Source organism: Butyrivibrio sp. MB2005 (genome assembly GCF_000424285.1).
Classification (GTDB): Bacteria; Bacillota; Clostridia; order Lachnospirales; family Lachnospiraceae; genus Butyrivibrio.
The window spans coordinates 188,150-207,986 of sequence record NZ_AUJP01000010.1 but is presented as its reverse complement, the minus strand read 5'-3'; the positions used below and the strand labels follow the sequence as shown (position 1 = coordinate 207,986).

Sequence of the window (19,837 nt, the reverse complement as noted above, 5' to 3'; positions counted from 1 at the left end):
TGTATAATTAGCGAAAACTTTTAAGTAAATGTAGAGGGATTATATGAAAAAAGCAACCAGAATTTTGACGGTACAGTATTCTTTTTTGCAGCTTGGGTATTGGGTGGACTATCTTTTAATATCATCCTTCGCAGCTGTTCTTTTGATGTCGCGAGGCTTCAAGGCCTCTGAGATAGGTTATGTAACAACCATGGGCTCTGTTATGGCAATATTTCTTCAGACCTATTTATCATCTCTTGCTGACAAATCCAAGAAGATCACTTTGAAGCAGATATTGGGGCTTATGATTGCCATGGCTTTTCTGGCAGCAGGAATAGTCTGGCTTGTGCCATCGTCTCATGTGGCAACCTTTATAGGTATGTTTACAGCCTTTGGTGTGACCAGCTCCATATCGCCGCTGCTTACAGCACTTTGCCTTCAGTATAACTATGCGGGCTACGGTGTGGACTTTGGTATAGCAAGAAGCCTTGGTTCCTTTGGCTATGCGGCAGCAGGCTTTGTAATGGGTCAAGTCACAGAGAAATTTGGAGCAAATATCATACTTCCGATTTTCTGCGTGGTTTATGTTCTTTTGATGTTTACACTACTGTCCATGAGAAAGGTTGATAACAATAACGATAAAATGGAGAAGCCTGAAAAGCCCAGCGGAATCATAGAGTTTTTCAGAAAGTATCCGAGATATGATGTTTTTCTTATAAGTGTAATGCTTATTTATTTCATGCAGATGATACTTGGAACCTACATGATATATTTTGTAAAAAGCTATGGCGGCGCAGAAGCGGAGATGGGTACGGTATTATCTGTAACCGCATTTGCCGAGATGCCGGCAGTTGCCTTTGGAATGTTTTTCTTAAGGAAATTCACAGCACAAAAACTTCTGAAGGTCACAGCTATAGCAGCTTCAATAAAGTTCATTTCAATGATCTTCATTACTGATATAAAGGTGTTTATTGCGCTGATGCTGATACACTTTTTCTACTCCGGAATGTATATGGTTTCATCAGTGTATTTTGCAAACTCCATAGTTGATGATTCCGATGCCGTAAAAGCCCAGGGTATTCTGGCTGTGGGAATTACAGGAGTTGTTGGAATCGCATCAAACATTATCGGCGGCTATATGCTGGAGTTTGTATCAGTAAAGGCGGTTACAGTTCTTGGAGCAGCTCTTGCAATAATCGGAACTGTTACCATGTTCCTTGCAACGGGAGAAAAGATTCCAAAGGTTAGTCAAAAAGCAGCTAAATAAACAGAAGATAGAAAAATGGCGTCCACACAAAAGTGTGAGCGCCATTATTTTTGGCATTATTGTATGTACACGATGGCTGTTTTTCTAAAGGCTGTGATTATCCTTGATATCGCGGAATATATAAGTCCTGCGCCGTAGATGTAAACAATCACAGACAGGGACTTAAGCATATAGCCTGCAACAAATGCTGCAATGGCAATAGCTATATTTATGGCACCGGAGGTGAATTTGAATCTCCAGGAAGAGGACATACGCTTTGATTCAAGAGCTCGCAGGATGTCAACAACCCCTGAAAACATGTGGATTATAAGCATATACAAAATAACAAAGCTATTAGAGTTATCTGCTACGGTTAGTGAAAAAATCCCAAGATCAAATATTATGACGCCGGTATACAGAATACTCCTGCCGCCTACCATGTGTTTTGCCATGGAGAAGTAGTAGAATATATTTTTAAGTCCATATAAAGTCAGCGACATACTCAGTATAAGCACTATCAACGGTATGCCATCTTCAGGGATCCATACTATGCTTATACTGCCAATGATCATTATAAAGGCTATAAAAATATTTTTAATTCTTTGAAAGGCTGTCATCGTCTGCCCTCCTTAACTGATCTAAAAGCTTTCTGTAATCAGCAATTCCCCTAAAACCTTTTTTGGCATAATCAACTGAAAAGCCTGCCAGTCTGTTTCCTGATTTATAGATTGCGTTTGTGACCATACTCTTTTGACCAAGAGCAGCTATTATAAATCTGCCGATAAAGGTATCATCGATTTCTTTTGGTGTGGCCATATTGTATTCTTTCAGGTACTTGTTCACATTGAAGAACTCTATGGAACAGCCGGAAAGCTTTTCGCCAAAGGCTTTCCAGTCTCTGCTGGAATCAAGCTGCCGTTTTTTTATAATAGATTCAATCTTTTCCCTGTAAGGAGCTATGGCGTCAAAATCATAGGTGTCTGCCACAAAATCTTCCCGCTCTCCACGCAGATATTTCATGGCTTCTATCATCTGAGTGAAGGCGTGAAGGTAATCTGAAGGATTATCTTTTATTATCTCATCGTAGTCACCCCAGGCAGGAAGATATTTATACCTGATAAAGCTGTAGTCCGGAAGGTGGCCTGCCCTGCCGTGTCCAAGATTCATAATTGAGCTTTCTTTATTCTGATAAAGGCTGTTGACGTATATGGACTCATTAAGATTATCAGTCATGGACGGATTTGGTTTGAAGGTTATGCGACGCTCAAAGCATCTGTCACCGTCAGGAATGAGTTCAAAGAAATACCTGTCTGTATTATTTATGACAAGAGACGGAGTTCCTGCAAAGTAGCGGTGTGCCCAGGTGTCAGCAAGAACGTGCATAGCTATGCCCACAGCCTGAAGCGAATTGTTTTTTGCACGTTTGACTGTGTTTACAAGGAGCTCGCCGTTTGTATTACAGATCAGTCTGTACTTATTCAGATATCTTTTTGAGCAGCCCTTCTTTTGGGCATAAAGATCTCCCGGAAGAAAATGAAAGGAGGACCAGATTCTGGTGATGTTCTGAAGACTAATTATATCTGATGACGCATCCGCCAGCTCAAGCTGCAGCTGAGTTGTTGCAGCAGAGAGAGGAGCTCCCAGTCTTGATAAAAAAGTCTCTGTACACAGATCCACAAATTGAGCGCTGTAGCATATATCCATGCATTCTTCGTGCGAATAGCCTGCAAGGAATGCTGCGCAATATGTCGCATAGTAGTGAAAATCTATTTGCATGACAATACCTCACATAGTCTTTTTATGTTTTACCGCGTGCTTTTCACCTCGAAGAATTCGGAGCTTCCTGGTGGATGAAATAAGCTCTATCATCATGTAAAGTGAAGTTGAATCTACGAGGAAGGATGCAACAAAATCCGGAATATGTTCGTCGATATTCACATTTAGGACGGAGCTAAAAAGAGTTAGTGCATTGATTATTGTCATTATTATGGCTAAACAATAGAAAATATTGTCTTTATGATAGTTATTTGCTTCGAAAATAGCGGCTCTGCCTATGTAGATTTTAATAAGGAGATTTGTAACTCCAAAAATCATGAGAAAGAGCCATGAAAAAATCAGAGCAAAACGGGCTTCAAATTCAGTGCCGGTCATTCCCATTGCATCAAAAATATAACCCCTGCCAAGCAAATAGTAGAGGTTTATCTTGATCACTTCCCACAGACCAAAAGCGATGACACCCTGCCCTGTTGTTGCCAGAATACTTTGCCTGCGTCTTATTTCTTTATCCATATTTACACCCTCAATAAGAAAAATCTTTATACTTTATTTTAAAACGAAATAGTATAATTTTAAAGTAAATAGGACCTGTTTAATCAGACATATTCAGATATCGGAGGAAGTAAGACATGAGTATTAGGAAGGATTTAGTCAGTCAGCAGATGAGAGAAAAGGCACCGGAACAGGATCCGCTGCGTCTTGGTACCGGTTGGAAAAAAGAGGATCTTTCCAAGCCTCAGATATATGTTGAAAGCAGCTACGGCGACAGTCATCCCGGAAGTGTTCATCTTAAAAGGCTTTCCAATGAAGTGATAAGGGGAATTGAAAGTGCAGGTGGTCACGGCGCTGAGTATTTCTGTACAGACATGTGTGACGGCGAAAGTCAGGGGACAGACGGAATAAACTACAGTCTTGCAAGCCGTGAGATGATGGCGGGAATGATAGAGATACAGGCAAATGCAACGCCCTTTGACGGCGGCGTATATCTTGCCAGCTGCGATAAATCTGTCCCTGGAAATCTCATGGGTATGCTAAGGGTGGATATGCCCTCAGTATTTGTTCCGGGCGGTGTCATGAAAGCCGGGCCCGACATGCTGACTCTTGAGCAGCTTGGAATGTACAGCGCCAAATTTGAGAGAGGCGAGATCGGGCAGGATAAGCTTGACTGGGCAAAGCAAAATGCATGTCCCGGCTGCGGTGCCTGCTCATTTATAGGTACAGCTTCCACCATGCAGATAATGGCTGAGGCGCTGGGATTGGCTCTCCCTGGAAGTGCGCTTTTGCCTGCGCAGGGAGAAGTGATTATGGAGAACGCATACAGGTCAGGACAGCGGGTAGTAGAGATGGCAGGGGATGATGATATGCGACCATCCAAGCTTCTGAGTCTTGAAAGCTTTGAGAATGCAATTCTTGTTCATGCTGCTATATCAGGCTCTACCAACTGCCTTATGCATCTGCCTGCCATAGCCCATGAACTTGGAATAGAGATAGACGGTGATACCTTTGACAGGCTTCATCGCGGAGCACATTACCTTCTTGATATTCGTCCTGCAGGAAAATGGCCTGCAGAATGCTTCTACTATGCAGGAGGAGTGCCTGCGGTAATGGAAGAGATAAAGGATCACCTGCACCTTGATGTAATGACGGTTACAGGTAAAAGCCTTGGTGAAAATCTTAAGGAGCTGAAGGAAAGCGACTACTACGAAAAGTGTGCAGAAGGCCTTAAGGAGTTTAACAACAGATACAACGTCAAGGCTACAAAGGAAGACATTATACGTCCCTATGACAAAGCAATCGGTACAGATGGCAGCGTTATCGTGCTAAAAGGTAACCTTGCTCCTGAAGGCGCTGTAATAAAGCATACAGCATGCCCTAAGGAGATGATGAAGGCAGTTCTTAACGCAAGACCCTTTGACAGCGAGGAGGAATGTCTCGATGCTGTACTGCATCACAAAGTGCAAAAGAACGATGCTGTTTTCATAAGGTATGAAGGCCCTAAGGGAAGCGGCATGCCTGAGATGTTCTATACCTCGGAAGCCATAAGCTCAGATAAGGAGCTTGGAAAAACGATTGCGCTTATTACTGACGGTCGCTTTTCCGGAGCATCAACAGGACCTGTTATCGGGCATTGTTCACCCGAGGCAGCAGCAGGCGGACCTATCGCCCTTGTGGAAGAGGGTGATTTGATAGAACTTGATGTTATGGAAAGAAAACTCAATATAGTCGGTGTAAAAGGTAAGCGTAAGACTCCGGATGAAATAGATAAGATTCTGGATGAGCGAAAAGCAGGCTGGAAACCGGCAGATAGCAAATATAGGAGAGGAGTTCTCAAGCTTTTTGCAGATCATGCTGTTAGTCCGATGAAGGGTGCATATTTGGAATAAAAGATTAAAGTTTTCTAAAAAACGCTTATATAATCTCGATTTTTCATTCTATACATTATAATAAAATTATATAAGCGAGAATATGTGGGGGATTTTATGTATGGAACATTTTGATTTTTTTCTGACAACAGGTTTTCAAGTGGTATTTGGGTATCTTTTACCTGCAATCGGAAGTGCTTTGATTTTTTATAAGTGCGGAATTAAAAGAAGATGGGCGTTTGTACCTTTCATTAGAGAATACCTGCTTGGCGTATGCGCTGATAAGGAAAGGGAAGGCAGAGTTTATTTAGGACTTGCCGTAGCAGCTGCTGTCATGTCCGGTATAGCGGATCTCATGGGGCAAAAGGTCTATGCAATCTGGGCGCTTCTTCAGGTTGTCTGTTTGTCAATAAGGATTGCTCAGCTGCTGTATTCAGTAAGAATCTTTACAGCGCTTGTTAAGGTATTTGGGAAATCCAAAAAGTGGGTTTTACCAATGGTGTTATTCGAGGGTGCGGTTCTTATTTATTGGGGACTGTCACCTCAATATGTGCCCAGGAAAAAGGTTACAGATAGAGAGATAGAGGCGGAAACCAAGCTGCTTGGCGCAGATGTTCAGAGTATCCTTGATGGACTTACTGTTAATATAAATGAGAGATCAGTAATTGATTTCTTTAGAAAAAAAGTACTTCTTAAGGATATTCATATGTGCATTCCAAAGGGACATATGGTGCTGCTTCTTGGCGGATCGGGTGCCGGCAAGACCACATATCTGAATGCGGTCACAGGTTATGAAAAGGCTGATGCCAGAATAACTCTCGGTGAAGATGATGTTTATTTTGATTACGATAAGATGATGTATGATATCGGATTTGTTCCCCAGCAGGATCTCATGCGAGGTAACGATACTGTAGCTCTTACTTTGTCGGATGCAGCCATGTTAAGGCTTCCTTCAAGTGTTTCAATGGCAGAGAGGAAAAAGCGTGTGGCTGAAGTACTTGAGCAGTTTGGACTTACCACTGTTAAGGATAATCTTGTAGAGAAGCTTTCCGGAGGTCAGAGAAAAAGACTTTCGATAGCAATGGAGTTTATTTCCGATCCCACACTTTTTATTCTTGATGAGCCGGATTCAGGATTGGACGGCGTAGTGGCCCGCTCGCTTTTTGAGAAGCTTCGAAGCATAGCAGATGAAGGGAAAATAGTTGTTGTAATCACCCACACTCCGGACAGAGTAATTGATCTTTTTGATGATGTTATAGTTCTTGCCAAGGATGCCGGAAGAACGGGAAGACTTGCATGGTATGGTCCCGTGGAAAAGGCGTATGAATTCTTTGGTAAAAATTCCATGGAGGAAATTCTCTTATCCATAAATCAAAAGGACGAAGGCGGAGAAGGCAGAGCCGATGAGTTTATCGAAAAATATGCTGATTATATGAGAGCGGAAATGGGGTGAAAAACATGAAAAAGAAAATCAGAAGAAGAGGACGTTTTTCACAGACCATTATCTATCTTGGTAAGCTTTTCAGAATGTTTCTGTTTCAGAATGACTGGAAGGTTCTTCCCATGTCTGCGGTTATAGCAGGACTTGTATGCTTTGCTGTTGGCGGAAATCTCTATAAGACAATGGAAGGCACCCTGATGGGATCCTTTGCTATTTCATGTATCTGCGTATGGAACGGATTTTTTAATTCCATCCAGTCTATCTGCAGGGAGAGAGCTATTGTCAAAAGAGAACACAGATCGGGACTGCATATATCTTCTTATGTTTTGGCCCACATGATCTATCAGGCGACCTTGTGTATTGCGCAGGCTGTGATAACCATATCTGTATGTGATGCCATGAAGGTTAAGCTTCCAAATGAACCACTTGTTACCCCTTATCCTATTCTGGATTTTGGAATAACACTTTTTCTTATTACCTACGCTGCGGATATGCTGGCACTTTTGATATCATCCTTTGCAAAAACTACAACAGCAGCCATGACAATAATGCCCTTTATGCTTATAGTACAGCTCCTGTTTTCCGGTGCATTTTTCAATCTTCCGGAACAGGCAATGCCATTAACCAATCTCACTGTGACAAAATTCGGCCTCACATCACTTTGCGCACAGGGTGATTACAATTCACTTCCGATGGTATCTATCTGGAACAGCGCAGTTAAGCTTAAGGGGGTAGATGTAGGAGGAGAAAAGCCAATTCAGGAGGCTCTAAAGGCTATAGAAGAGAATGGTTCAAGAGAAGAAATTTTGATGAGAACTGCTGAATATAACCAGAATCCTGCTTACGCTTTTGATCCGGATGTAGTGGTCGGCTGCTGGATGGCACTGATTCTATGGTCCATCGCATATATTATTGTAACTATAATAATGCTTGAAAATATAGACAAGGATAAGCGGTAAAGAAAGCTAAACAACCCCGATTTGAAAATCTAAGGGGGATAAGTAATAATTATCACTAACTATAAAAACATCTAAATTTTCAAATGAGCATTGGGATGATAGTATTAACCCAACAGAAACGAAGGAGGAAACAGATGATGACAAAGACATGTATAAAAAATCAAATGAAAATGTGTTGTCGAATGTTGAACTCCCGGGCATGTAATGCGGTTGATTACCTGGCTCATTTGTCAGGCAATCGTATTCAGTAATCTGTCATTTCAGATTCGAATTTACCGATGCCCGGGGGAAACCACTCCGGGCATTTAATATGTAAGAAAATCTTGATTTGTCCGGGGGACAAATATAAAATAATAAACAACTTTTATCGTTTATACGATTTATGAGAGGAGACGTTATGAAAAAGAAATTTTTTGGAAGATTATTAGCCGGAACACTGACACTTGGACTTGGTGTTGCTTCTCTTGCAGGATGCGGCAAGTCAGACGCAGGCACTGAAGCAGGCGAAGCTACAGAAACTTCCACAGAAGCTTCCACAGAAGCTTCTACGGAGGCAGCTGCAGAAAGCACTGAAGTAGCTGATGCAGGCACAGAAGAAGCAGGCAGCGATGAAACAACAACTTCATCAGACTCAGCACTTGACATTGTTCCCGGAAACGGCGAAACTATTAAGATAGCAGCATCGCCTATCCCTCACGCACAGATTTTGGAGAAGGCTGCTGAAATTCTTAAGGAATATGGCTATGAGCTTGAAGTAGTAGAATTTGAGGATTATGTACAGCCCAACCTGGTTGTAGAGTCCGGCGAATTTGATGCAAACTACATGGAACATATTCCGTACCTTAACAGCTTCAATGAGGAGCAGGGTACTCATCTGGTGAGTGCAGGCGGAATCCACTATGAGCCCTTCGGAGTTTATCCCGGAACAAAGAGCAGTCTTGATGAAATTGCAGACGGCGACCGCATTGCAATCCCTAACGATACTACTAATGAGGCAAGAGCACTTCTTCTTTTACAGGACAATGGAATCATTAAGTTAAAGGATGGTGCGGATCTTACAGCTACTGTTAATGACATCGAGGAGAACACATACAACATCGAGTTCGTTGAGCTTGAAGCAGCACAGGTTGCCAGAGTTACTAAGGAAGTTGAGTTTGTGGTACTTAATGGTAACTACGCATTAGAGGCAGGCTATTCAGTAGCAAAGGATTCTATCGCTTATGAATCAAGTGATTCAGTAGCAGCTAAGACATACGTAAACATCATTACAGTATACGAAGGAAATGAGACCCAGGATAAGATTAAGGCTCTGGTTTCTGTATTGAAATCAGATGATATTAAGAAATTTATTGAAGATACCTATGACGGTGCAGTAATTTTCTTTGAGGATTAAGATTAAGTGAGGGAAAGCATACGACTTTCCCTCTTTTTTATTTCGCTAGCGAAATTATATTTTCATATTTAGTATTGGGGAGCATGTATGAGTGTTATTGAAATCAAGAATCTGACGAAAAAGTTTGAGATTGACGGGAATACCGTCGTAGCCCTTAACAATATTAATCTTAATATTGAAAAGGGCGATATTTTTGGAATAATCGGTATGTCCGGAGCGGGTAAGTCTACTCTGGTAAGATCCATAAATTATCTTGAAAAGCCTTCCGAAGGATCGGTTTATGTTGATGGTGTGAATCTGGGCAAGCTTTCAGAGAAGGAGCTTCGTAAGACCAGAAGCAATATTGGAATGATCTTCCAGAATTTCCATCTTCTTGAGCAGAAAAATGTAATAGACAATATCTGTTTTCCTCTTGAGATCCGTGGCGTAAAAAGAGCAGATGCAAAGCGTCGTGCCAAGGAGCTTTTAGAGCTTGTTAAGCTTGAGGAAAAAGAAAAAGCATTCCCTTCTCAGCTTTCTGGCGGACAGAAGCAGAGAGTTGCTATAGCAAGAGCACTTGCCACCAATCCCGAGATTCTTCTTTGTGATGAGGCCACAAGTGCACTTGATCCCCAGACAACAGCATCTATTCTGGAGCTTATAAAAAACATCAATGAGACTCTTGGTATCACTGTTGTAATCATCACTCATCAGATGTCGGTTGTAACAACCGTTTGTAAGAGAGTTGCTATTATTGACGGCGGTAACCTTGTGGAGGAAGGTCTTGTTGAGACAATATTTGAACATCCCAGGACCGATGCCGCCAAGGAACTTATTTCCGGTAAGAAGATAAGCTACACACCTATGAAGGAGCTTATTGCAGACCGCAGAATCCGAATTGTATTCAAAGAGAATACAGCATACGAACCTGTTATTGCAAACGTGATTCTGAAGGTTCAGGCACCTATCAACATTTTGAAAGCAGATACAAAGGATATCGGCGGCAGAGCTGTGGGAGAGATGATTCTTGGTCTTCCCGATGATGTAGAGAAGCAGGAAGCTATTATTACAGAGCTTAAAAATGCAAGACTTATAGTAACGGAGGTAGATTACAATGAATGAAAAGGTTGTAGAGATGATCATACAGGGTATAGGTGAGACCCTTTATATGACCATGGGTTCAGTTATCATTGGTTACATCCTTGGTCTTCCTCTTGGAATACTACTTTATGTCACAGGTAAAAAGGGACTTAAGCCCAATCCCATAGTTTACAGAACGCTTGATTTTATTATCAATATTATAAGAAGTATCCCTTTCCTTATTTTGCTGATACTTCTTATTCCCTTCACACGATTTGTTGTTGGACAAAGCTATGGTTCAACAGCTACTATTGTTCCACTTGTAATATGCGCGGCACCTTATATTGCCAGAGTTGTGGAATCCTCACTTATGGAGGTTGACGCAGGAGTTATTGAGGCAGCAAGATCAATGGGTGCCAGCAATTTCCAGATCATTACCAAGGTGCTTCTTGTGGAAGCAAGAACATCTCTTATGATGGGCTTTACCATTACAACAGGCCTGCTTCTTGGATATTCAGCAATGTCAGGAACAGTCGGCGGTGGCGGACTTGGTGATATTGCAGTTAGATATGGTTACTACAGATGGCAGACAGATATCATGCTGATCACTGTAATTCTGCTTATTATTATTTTCCAGATCATACAGAATATCGGAACAAAGATTTCAAATAAATTCGACCACAGAAAGCGCTGAAAAATAGTCTTTATAGATGTGAGAAGAGTAGTATATTATATATTGAAACATAAATTGTATGCAAGATATATACGGAGGGCTGGTACATGAATGAGTTTAGATATTATGCACCTACAGAAGTAGTATTTGGAAAAGACGTAGAGAATAAGACCGGAGAGACTGCTGCGAAGTATGGTAAAAAGGCTCTTCTTGTTTACGGAAAAGAGAGTGTGGTAAAGTCCGGACTTCTTTCCCGTGTTCAGAAATCACTTGCGGATGCCGGTATAAGCTATGAGGATTTTGGCGGAGCAAAGCCCAATCCCACACTGGCTCATGCTGAAGAGGGTGTTCAGAAGGCCCTTGATTTTGGTGCTGATATGATCATCGGCGTAGGTGGCGGAAGTGCCATCGATACAGCAAAGGCTATAGCCCACGGTGCTGCAAATCCTTCCGAGAAGCTTTGGGAGCTTTGGACCAGAAAGGTAGAGCTTACAAAATCACTTTCCGTTGGAGCGGTTCTTACTATGGCTGCTGCAGGCAGTGAGATGAGTGATTCAGCTGTTCTGACCAATGAAGAGATTGGCAAAAAAGCAGGTATCAACACTGATTTTAACCGTTGCCGTTTTGCGATTGTTAACCCTGCTCTTGGAAGTACACTTCCTAAGTATCAGCTTGCTGCAGGAATCACAGATATCATGATGCATACCATGGAGAGATATTTTATCCCCGGTATTACTTGTGATATGACAGATGAAATCGCAGAAGGTCTTATCAGATGTGTTGTTAAAAATGGTAAGAAGGTTCTGGAGAATCCCGGAGACTTCGATGCTATGGCAGAAGTTTTCTGGGCTTCATCACTTTCACATAACAACCTGACCGAGTGCGGAAGAGGTAAGGATTTCTCAGTACATAAGCTTGGACATGCCCTTTCTGCAAAATATGATGTGACTCACGGAGCATCTCTTTCAGCAGTATGGGGTTCATGGGCGAATACTCTTTATAAGGATGCTGTTCCGAGGTTTGCACGCTTTGCCAGAAGTGTATGGGGCATCGAGGAAGCTGATGATGTGAGAGCAGCTGAAAAAGGTATCGAGAGCACAGTTCTTTTCTTTAAGTCAATCGGTATGCCAATCAGTCTTAAGGGATTTGATATTGATCCCACAGATGATGATTTGAGAGCTCTTGCGATGGATGCCACTATGAATGACAGTGTTAAGCTTTCTAGAATCCGTCCTTTGGATGCAGAAGCTGTTTATAAGATTTATAAGGGTGCTCTGTAACCCGGCTGAACTTTATATATGGGAACGGTATTGTAAATTAAATGACAGATAATAAGATTTTTGAAAAGGAGTCTTCAGAAAAGAATGACTCCTTTTCACATGACAAAAAACTGATAAGTGCGTTGTTACTCCTCCTTGCTGCAGTTGTATGGGGAGGAGCTTTTGTTGCACAGTCCCTTGCAGGAGCTGAGATTGGGACTTTTACCTTTAACGGAATAAGATTTATCATAGGCGGCTTATGTATCCTTCCTATGATGCCAAAGCATAAGCTAAGTAACCTTTCCGGTTCAAAGGAAAACATTATAGGTGCTGCGGTTTGCGGTGTTGCTCTTTTTCTTGCATCTACGTGTCAGCAGGCGGGGATAGCACTTGGGGCTGATGCGGGTGAAGCAGGATTTATTACGGCCTGCTATATCATAATGGTTCCGATTCTGGGTATCTTTCTTGGTAAAAAGTGCCCCGCGAAAATATGGGTGGCAGCCGGCATTACCATGGTGGGATTGTACCTTCTTTGTTTTTCTGATGTGGGACAGGAGGGGGCAGTAGCAGGTTCCGGGATTGCTGTTCTGATAGGGCTTCTCAGAAATATTTTTTCCTGGACAGATCTTTTGCTTCTTGGATGCGCATTTCTTTTTTCAATTCAGATTATCTGCATAGACAGATATTCACCGAGAATGCATCCGATTACGCTTACCTGCACTGAGTTTATGGTTAGCGGCGTATTATCACTTATCTGCGGCTTCTTCTTTGACTTTCTGCCGGATAAGCAGGGATTTGTCACATCGCTTATGACACCGACTGTATGGATATCAATTCTCTATACGGGAATTCTTTCAAGTGCTGTGGGATATACGCTTCAGACTGTGAGTCAAAGAAAGCTTCATCCTGCGGTCGCATCTCTCATCATGAGTATGGAGTCTGTTTTTGCTGCTATTTTTGGATGGTTGATTTTGGGACAGGTAATGTCAGTCAGAGAGCTTATAGGCTGCGGCCTGATATTTGGGGCAATCATTATTACGCAGGTTGAAATATAAAACTGCATTGAGAGAAATAAGAAAAAAACAGGTCCGGGGATTATGGGCCGGATCTGATGGTTGGGGAGTTTTGAAATGAAGGTATTTGTAAAAGATAAACAGTTCTATAAAATGCTGGTGGCATTTGCGCTTCCTATTGCGCTTCAGCAGCTTATAACCGTTGGCGTAAATATGGCCGACAATATCATGCTTGGACAGCTTGGCGAAGCACCTATGAGCGGAGCAACTCTTGCCAACAATTTCATCACCATTTTCCAGATTATGTGCATGGGACTTGGTATGGGAGCCAGTGTTCTTGTCAGTAGATTCTTTGGAATGAATGACAGACTCAGCATGAAAAAGTCTGTAAATATCATGTTCAGAATGCTCTTTATTGTAGCTACGTGTTTTTCAATGGTAACAGCTCTTTTTCCTGCAGGTATCATGAATCTGTTTACAACGGAGGAAGAGGTTATTCGTCAAGGTACGGGGTACCTTCTGATTTCCATCCCCTGCTATTATTTAAACGGTTACGCGGTTACATCCAGCATAATGCTTAGAAGTGTAGGAAAAGCTAATATCCCGCTTATTTCAAGCTGCTGTTCTTTTTTCATAAACATTTTTTTTAACTGGGTATTCATCTTCGGAAAACTTGGTGCACCTGCTATGGGAGTAAACGGTGCGGCTCTTGGAACACTGATTGCCAGAGTTGTTGAGTTTACTATAATTATGGGCTTCCTTTTCTTTAAGGATACCAACATCGGACTTCGTATTAAGGACCTTACTCTTTCCGTAAAGGATCTGATCGGAGAGTATATCAGAATCTCAATCCCTGTTCTTGTGTCTGATACACTGCTGGGACTTGGTAACAGTGCGGTCGCTGTTGTAATGGGACACATCGGTGCAAGCTTTGTTGCAGCCAACTCCATAACTACGGTCGTAATGTCTCTTGCCACAGTTGTCATTCAGGGTATCAGCCAGGCCAGCTGTACAATCACTGGAATTACTCTCGGAAAAGGCGAAGTTGAGAAGGCAAGAGCTCAGGGCTATACTTTTGCAGCGCTTGGCTTTATAATCGGTGGTTTTGGATGTGTTCTGATTCTGGCTATTTCCAATTTGATCGTAGGAGCATACAAAATTGAGCCTGAGACAGCAGTGCTTGCTAAGGATTTAATGCATGCGGTTGCGCTTGTAATCTGGTTCCAGGCTGCCAACAGTATTCTTACAAAGGGGACACTCAGAGGCGGCGGAGATACAAAGTTTCTTATGGTTGCCGATATTATTTTTCTCTGGATATGTTCAATTCCTCTTGGAGCCCTGGCAGGACTTGTATTTAAGTGGCCGGGATTCTGGGTATATATAATGCTTAGGATCGATCAGTTTATTAAGTGTATTGTTTGCGTAATTCGATTAAGAAGCGGCAAATGGATAAAGAAAATCAAAAATGCGTAACCTTTAGCTGTTTTCCTGATTTTCGTTTTATATCTGAGATGGATAACGAAGCCGGTTTCGAAAGGAGCCGGCTTCCTACACGTCTGCATATACCGGCTTTATCCAAAGCCTCCCCTATGAAAACACATTGATTTTCCGACTGCGGAGAATCTGCTATGGAGTAGAGACCATCTGCAAGGTCAAAGCGAAGTGTTTCGCTTCCAACAGGGATAGTACCTTTTGCTCTTGCTATGTGACCAAGCTCTCCTCTAAGGCAATCCTCAAGCAGTGTTATAAGCTCGCCGGGATTAGTGAGTTTTGCATCATTTATAGTAATTTGAGAAAAGGATGTCTGCTCATCTGATGATTCTGTTGCTGTCACCTCTTCTCCGGGAAGCGCCATTATGCTTTTCCACCAGGATTCTTCCTGAGCTGTGTAGTGAGTGCTTATGATCCTGGCTGTAGGGTTTATACTGCGGACAGCATTTTCAGTTTCCGAAAGGAGATCGGGAGAATCATTTTCACATTTTGAGAAGATTACGATGCCTGCATTTGCTATCTGGTCGGTGTAGAGCTCTTTCCACTGACTCATATTCTGCCTGGAGCTTCTGGGAGAGAGAACTACTATAGGGTTAAGTATCGATATATTGCCGTGAAGGATAGGCTGAAGATTACTTATGATACTGCTTAGCCTGCCTACTCCTGTAGGCTCCACGATAAGATATTCCGGTGAAAGCCCTGAAAAAATCGTAAGTACAGAGTTAACAAAGCTGTCCTTCATGGTGCAGCAGACACAGCCCTCCATAAATTCCATTATTTCGAGTTTCTTTTCACTTGTATCAGTGCTTCGAAGCTCTTTAGCATCTATACTGTTATCGCCGTATTCATTTTCAAGCACAACAGGTGTAGTACCGGTGCGGCGGATGAGTTCTTTTATAAAAGTGGTTTTTCCGGCACCCAAAAAGCCGGAGACTATAAGAATATTCATATTTTCTAATGTTTATCAATTATTGTTTATTTGCTGTATAATGTTTACTAATAGAAGGAGCGGCTGGTTAAAGCCGCTCCTTTTCGCTTGCTTTATATTACGGATTGTTATCAAGGATAACAACGGGCTTGATAAGATCAGCGGGCTTATCCTTCATAAGCTGTAATGCTTCCGGAATGTGCTCCCAACCATGGAATACATGTGTGGACAGCTTACTTACATCTAGCTTGCCTGATGAAACAAGAGCACCGAGTTTCTCCATGCGGAGACGTCCGCCTGGCATAAGACCACCGTTGATCTGCTTGTGACCCATACCTACGCCCCATTCTACGCGGGGGATAGTGATGAAGTCACCGCTTCCAAGGTAGTTAACGTTACCGATTTTTCCACCGGGCTTAAGGGACTTAACAGCTGACTCAAAAGTCTTAACGCTTCCGCCGGCCATAACAACGCGGTCAACGCCCTTGCCGTTTGTAAGTTCCATAACCTGATCTTCGATAGAGCCGTTCTTGTAGCTGATGAATTCGTCAGCACCATAGAACTTAGCTGCTTCGATACATGTAGGACGAGTACCAACAGCGAGGATACGTGAAGCACCACGCATATGGGTGCCGGCAACAGACATGAGACCTACAGGTCCGATACCGATTACAAGAACAGTATCACCAAATTGAACATCAGCCAGCTCTACGCCGTGGAATCCGGTAGGAACCATATCGGAAAGCATACATGCGTCCTCAAGGCTCATACCCTCAGGCATGTGAGCAAGGTTACCGTCAGCATCGTTTACATGGAAGAATTCAGAATCAAGACCATCCTTGAAGTTAGAGAACTTCCAGCCTGCCAGCATTCCGCCGGAGTGCATTGAGAATCCGCTCTGAGCTTCAAGAGAGTTCCAGTCAGGTGTGATAGCAGGTACGAGAACCTTATCACCGGGCTTGAAATCCTTAACTTCTGAACCAACTTCAACAACTTCTGCGCATCCCTCGTGTCCAAGAATCATGTTGTGACGATCGCCTACAGCACCTTCCCAAACAGTGTGCACATCGGATGTACAGATAGCAATAGCCAGTGGCTTACAAATGGCGTCCATGGGTCCGCAGACAGGGCGCTCTTTTTCAATCCAGCCGACTTCGCCGATTTTGAGCATTGCAAAACCTTTCATACTGTTTTCTCCTTTATTTTATTTTGAACAATTATTTAGCATGATTTTATGATATAGAATGCAATTTGACTATGTCAAGGAAAGACAGTGTCCTTCTGCTTTTTCGGAGCATTGCACATAAAAGGACAGCAATAATTGTAGGGTTTTGCCCATTTACAATTTGGCAAACAGCAATAGCAATTATTCGAAGATGCTGATATAATGATAAAACATGTGCATTGGAGGTAAATAAAATGAGAATTGCAGTAACTTATGAAAATGGTCAGGTGTTTCAGCACTTTGGACATACAGAGAATTTCAAGATTTATGAGGTAGAGGATGGAGAGGTGAAGTCCTCTGAGATCATCGGATCTGATGGACAGGGCCATGGTGCTCTTGCAGGTCTTCTTGATAACAACAGCATTGATGTGCTTATCTGTGGTGGTATCGGTGGTGGTGCCAAGACTGCACTTGATGAAAAGGGTATTGAGCTCTGCGCAGGTGCTGAGGGTGATGCTGATGAAGCAGTAGCAGCATACCTTAGAGGCGAGCTTGTAAATACAGGTGTTAACTGTGATCACCACGGCGAGGGACACAGCTGCTCAGATCATCATGATGAGGAAGGCCATTGTGGTCATGATGAAGAAGGTTGCGGTCATGAAGGCGGCTGCGGCGGTTGCAGCGGATGTCATTCATCTGCTCCTCAGTTTGATGGAAAGAATGTTGGTAAGATCTGTAAAACACACTACAGAGGTACTTTTAACGATGGTACCCAGTTTGATTCATCCTATGACAGAGGAGAGCCTCTTCAGTTTGTATGCGGCGCAGGTATGATGATTCTTGGCTTTGATAAGGCTGTTGCCAATATGGAGGTTGGAGAGAAGATTAACGTACACCTTATGCCTGAGGAAGCTTACGGCGAGGCTGATCCTGAAGCCATCTTTACAGTAGAAATCGCTGAGATGCCGGGCTCCGAGGATCTTACAGTAGATCAGCAGGTTTATCTTCAGGATATGTACGGAAGACCGATCCCTGTGAAGGTTGTAGCCAAGGACGAGAAGACAATCACATTCGATGCTAACCACGAGATGGCAGGTAAGGAATTGAACTTTGAGATCGAGCTTGTTGAAGTACAGTAATTTAGCTGTAAAATTATAAAACGAAAACTGATTTTTTAGTCCTATGCTCAGTTATGAGCATGGGATTTTTTCGGTTTTATCAGGGAATTCTTCGAAAATATTTTCGTAATATTTTCGTATTTTAGATGTAATAAAGTATTCTTTTCTTGGATTATTTCGTGTATTATTATTCCGTCAGATTTTTGCAGGGTAAAGTTTGGGAAGGGGACTAAAACATGGAGAAAATTTTTATTAATCAGGTTGGATTTTTGCCGTCAGGTGAGAAGAAGGCTGTTTTAAACTTTGACAGTCCGGAGTTTAAGCTTGTTGACGAAAATGATCAGATTGTTTTTGAGGGAAAAACAAGTCATTTTGGAACTGATGATATTTCAGGTGAAGATACCTACGTTGCTGATTTTTCTGATTTCGCAGGTCAGGGCAGATATAAGGTAGAAGCAGGAGATGTAAAAAGCACATGCTTTGATATTTCAGGTAAGGCTTACGATAAGCTGATGCATGATATTTGTAAGTGTTTCTACTATCTTAGATGCGGACATGGTCTTAGCAAGGAGTTTGCAGGTGAGTACTATCATGAGCCCTGCCATCTTACAAAGGCTACGGTTTATGGTGAGGATGTAGAGCCTGTTGATGTTTGCGGCGGCTGGCATGATGCAGGAGATTATGGAAGATACTCCACAGCAGGAGCTACAGCTGTTGCCCATCTTCTTTATGGTGTCAGATTTTTTGAGAATCTTCTTAATATTAATTTTGAAATCCCTTCCGAGAAATGTGAAAAGGGTCAGTATCCCAATATTTTAGCTGAGGTAAAGGTTGAGCTTGATTTTCTTATGAAGATGCAGAGGGAAAACGGTTCTGTGTGGCACAAGGTTACTACCTTTAATCATGCTGACTTTATTATGCCGGAGGATGATAAGAACGAGCTTTTCCTGTTCAGCGTATCTTCTCTTGCTACAGCTGATATTGCCGGTGTATTTGCGCTTGCTTACACAGTCTACAAGGACTATGACAGTGAATACGCTAAGCTTTTGTTAGAAAAAGCAATTAAGGCATACGAGTGGCTCAAGGCCAATCCGGAGCCTCTTCTTTTCAAGAATGCTGAAGGCTCTAATACAGGAGAGTATCCTGAGCCGGAGGATTTTTCCAACAGATATTGGGCAGCCTGCTCTTTATATGAAGCAACAGGTGAAAAGAAGTACTATGATGATGCTCTTATATTGAAGGAAAAGGTCATCGCTTACGATAAGGAAGATTCCTTTAAGTTCTATCAGGGCAATATCTTTACATGCTTTGGATGGACAGATGTGGCTGGTTTTGGTTCGCTTTCTCTTCTATTAATGAAAGAAGATAACGAGCTCAAAAAACTGGCAAAGGACAGCATCATCCGGGAAGCTGACAGATTATGTGAAAATGCAGGGAAAAACGCTTTTAACCTTTGCATGCTGAAGGGCGACTTTATCTGGGGCAGCAACATGGAGCTTCTAAAATATATGATGGTAGCTACGGTTGCGAACTGCCTTGATCCTCAGGAAAAATATAAAAATGTGATAACTTCAGGTCTTGATTATCTTCTTGGTTGCAACAGCATGGATGTGAGTTATGTGACAGGAAACGGAGAGAAGGCTTACAAGAATCCTCATCTTCGTCCCACAGCAATCGACGATATCGAAGAGCCCTGGCCGGGGTTGGTTTCAGGTGGTCCCAATGTGGGACTTCAGGATGAAAGAGCGCAGACACTTCCCAAGGATCTGCCCCCAATGAAATGCTATTTAGATCACATTGACTGCTATTCATTAAATGAGATTACTATTTACTGGAATTCACCTCTTGTATTCGTAATGGCAGGTCTTCTTAAATGATTTATGCACCCTTGGATATTCAAATATCCGGGGGTGTTTTCATGTAAAGTTTTCTCAGCTTTTGACGATATATTAAAGGATATGATAGAGCATACCC

General features: G+C 42.4%; 17 protein-coding genes. 12 read left to right on the top strand and 5 right to left on the bottom strand.

Annotated elements, in window-relative coordinates:
- Window positions 1-43 precede the first annotated feature (43 nt).
- The gene (locus tag G610_RS0106655) at window positions 44-1,246 is read left to right on the top strand and encodes an MFS transporter (protein ID WP_026524179.1); all 1,203 of its coding nucleotides are present in this window, start codon (window positions 44-46) and stop codon (window positions 1,244-1,246) included.
- A 56-nt stretch (window positions 1,247-1,302) separates the two neighbouring features.
- Here G610_RS0106655 and G610_RS0106650 read toward each other — a convergent pair whose 3' ends face one another.
- The 3 genes from G610_RS0106650 to G610_RS0106640 are packed head-to-tail and all read right to left on the bottom strand — an operon-like array spanning window position 1,303 to window position 3,514.
- Window positions 1,303-1,842 (bottom strand): DUF308 domain-containing protein, encoded by a 540-nt coding sequence (locus G610_RS0106650; protein WP_026524178.1) that lies wholly within the window; start codon window positions 1,840-1,842, stop codon window positions 1,303-1,305.
- Window positions 1,820-3,001 carry a DUF6765 family protein gene (locus tag G610_RS0106645; RefSeq protein WP_026524177.1) on the bottom strand — a complete coding sequence of 394 codons (1,182 nt, stop codon included), beginning with the start codon at window positions 2,999-3,001 and terminating at the stop codon, window positions 1,820-1,822. Before G610_RS0106645 ends, G610_RS0106650 begins: the two co-directional genes overlap by 23 nt.
- A gap of 9 nt (window positions 3,002-3,010) precedes the next feature.
- Window positions 3,011-3,514: a hypothetical protein gene (locus tag G610_RS0106640; protein WP_026524176.1), complete on the bottom strand. Its 504-nt coding sequence runs from the start codon at window positions 3,512-3,514 to the stop codon at window positions 3,011-3,013.
- A 116-nt stretch (window positions 3,515-3,630) separates the two neighbouring features.
- Between G610_RS0106640 and ilvD the strand changes: the two genes are divergently transcribed.
- From ilvD to G610_RS0106595, 9 genes are all read left to right on the top strand, one after another.
- Complete coding sequence (ilvD, locus tag G610_RS0106635) at window positions 3,631-5,385, top strand: dihydroxy-acid dehydratase (RefSeq protein WP_035797095.1); 1,755 nt, start codon at window positions 3,631-3,633, stop codon at window positions 5,383-5,385.
- A 100-nt stretch (window positions 5,386-5,485) separates the two neighbouring features.
- Window positions 5,486-6,817, top strand: a complete 1,332-nt coding sequence (locus G610_RS0106630) for an ATP-binding cassette domain-containing protein (protein WP_051197754.1) — start codon at window positions 5,486-5,488, stop codon at window positions 6,815-6,817.
- A gap of 5 nt (window positions 6,818-6,822) precedes the next feature.
- Entirely contained in the window at window positions 6,823-7,764 is a 942-nt protein-coding gene (locus G610_RS0106625) for an ABC transporter permease (protein WP_026524173.1), read from the top strand.
- A 397-nt stretch (window positions 7,765-8,161) separates the two neighbouring features.
- A complete protein-coding gene (locus tag G610_RS0106620) occupies window positions 8,162-9,157 on the top strand; it encodes a MetQ/NlpA family ABC transporter substrate-binding protein (protein ID WP_026524172.1) in 996 nt (331 codons plus the stop codon).
- 87 nt (window positions 9,158-9,244) lie between these two features.
- Entirely contained in the window at window positions 9,245-10,258 is a 1,014-nt protein-coding gene (locus G610_RS0106615; protein ID WP_026524171.1) for a methionine ABC transporter ATP-binding protein, read from the top strand.
- Complete coding sequence (locus G610_RS0106610) at window positions 10,251-10,910, top strand: methionine ABC transporter permease (RefSeq protein WP_035791708.1); 660 nt, start codon at window positions 10,251-10,253, stop codon at window positions 10,908-10,910. Before G610_RS0106615 ends, G610_RS0106610 begins: the two co-directional genes overlap by 8 nt.
- Before the next feature lie 86 nt (window positions 10,911-10,996).
- Window positions 10,997-12,169, top strand: a complete 1,173-nt coding sequence (locus G610_RS0106605; RefSeq protein WP_026524169.1) for an iron-containing alcohol dehydrogenase — start codon at window positions 10,997-10,999, stop codon at window positions 12,167-12,169.
- 41 nt (window positions 12,170-12,210) lie between these two features.
- A complete protein-coding gene (locus G610_RS0106600; RefSeq protein WP_081667276.1) occupies window positions 12,211-13,203 on the top strand; it encodes a DMT family transporter in 993 nt (330 codons plus the stop codon).
- A gap of 75 nt (window positions 13,204-13,278) precedes the next feature.
- Window positions 13,279-14,634: an MATE family efflux transporter gene (locus G610_RS0106595; RefSeq protein ID WP_026524167.1), complete on the top strand. Its 1,356-nt coding sequence runs from the start codon at window positions 13,279-13,281 to the stop codon at window positions 14,632-14,634.
- Here G610_RS0106595 and G610_RS19990 read toward each other — a convergent pair.
- Together G610_RS19990 and G610_RS0106585 are read right to left on the bottom strand one after the other, a co-directional pair.
- Window positions 14,621-15,601 carry a GTP-binding protein gene (locus tag G610_RS19990; protein ID WP_051197752.1) on the bottom strand — a complete coding sequence of 327 codons (981 nt, stop codon included), beginning with the start codon at window positions 15,599-15,601 and terminating at the stop codon, window positions 14,621-14,623. The two genes, G610_RS0106595 and G610_RS19990, sit on opposite strands and share 14 nt — an antisense overlap.
- A 97-nt stretch (window positions 15,602-15,698) precedes the next feature.
- The gene (locus G610_RS0106585; protein ID WP_026524166.1) at window positions 15,699-16,766 is read right to left on the bottom strand and encodes an NAD(P)-dependent alcohol dehydrogenase; all 1,068 of its coding nucleotides are present in this window, start codon (window positions 16,764-16,766) and stop codon (window positions 15,699-15,701) included.
- 233 nt (window positions 16,767-16,999) lie between these two features.
- Between G610_RS0106585 and G610_RS0106580 the strand changes: the two genes are divergently transcribed.
- Together G610_RS0106580 and G610_RS0106575 are read left to right on the top strand one after the other, a co-directional pair.
- A complete protein-coding gene (locus tag G610_RS0106580; RefSeq protein ID WP_026524165.1) occupies window positions 17,000-17,884 on the top strand; it encodes an FKBP-type peptidyl-prolyl cis-trans isomerase in 885 nt (294 codons plus the stop codon).
- Window positions 17,885-18,099: 215 nt separating this feature from the next.
- Window positions 18,100-19,740, top strand: coding sequence for a glycoside hydrolase family 9 protein (locus G610_RS0106575; RefSeq protein ID WP_026524164.1), 1,641 nt, complete (start codon window positions 18,100-18,102; stop codon window positions 19,738-19,740).
- The last annotated feature ends 97 nt before the right edge of the window (window positions 19,741-19,837 follow it).